This is a genomic window from Vibrio sp. 10N.222.55.C6, from assembly GCF_041473395.1.
GTDB classification, from domain to species: domain Bacteria; phylum Pseudomonadota; class Gammaproteobacteria; order Enterobacterales; family Vibrionaceae; genus Vibrio; species Vibrio crassostreae_C.
On sequence record NZ_JBFRSD010000068.1, the window covers coordinates 1 to 381 of the forward strand.

The window sequence follows — 381 nt, forward strand, 5'->3', positions numbered from 1 at the left end:
CGATGAAGAAGAAGTCATTGAAGAGTTCGCTGAAGTTCGCGAAGCCAATGAATTGATAGCCGGCACGTTCACTGTCTAAGCTGAAGAACGCATTGTAAAGTACCGACAAAATTGGGTAGACCGTGAGTAAGCCAAGCACAAGCATTGCAGGGAGCAACAAAACAGTGAGCTGCTTACGATTTTCAAACAACATACAAAAGCCTAAAAGCAGCCATCGGCATCAACGACACAGGTCAATACCGATGGCATTCATTATGAGTGATTACGATTTAACAATACGATTGATGCGAGTATGAGCTTGCTTAAGGGCTTGCTCCGGACTCATTTGCCCCATCATTGCTAACTGTAAGAAGTCACCTAAGATACTTTCCACTTCCGCCC

At 44.6% G+C, this 381-nt stretch carries 1 pseudogene; it reads right to left on the minus strand.

What is annotated here, in order from left to right:
* Positions 1–193, minus strand: a pseudogene (locus AB4486_RS22535) (sugar ABC transporter permease); the annotation flags it as partial.
* Positions 194–381: the final 188 nt, after the last annotated feature.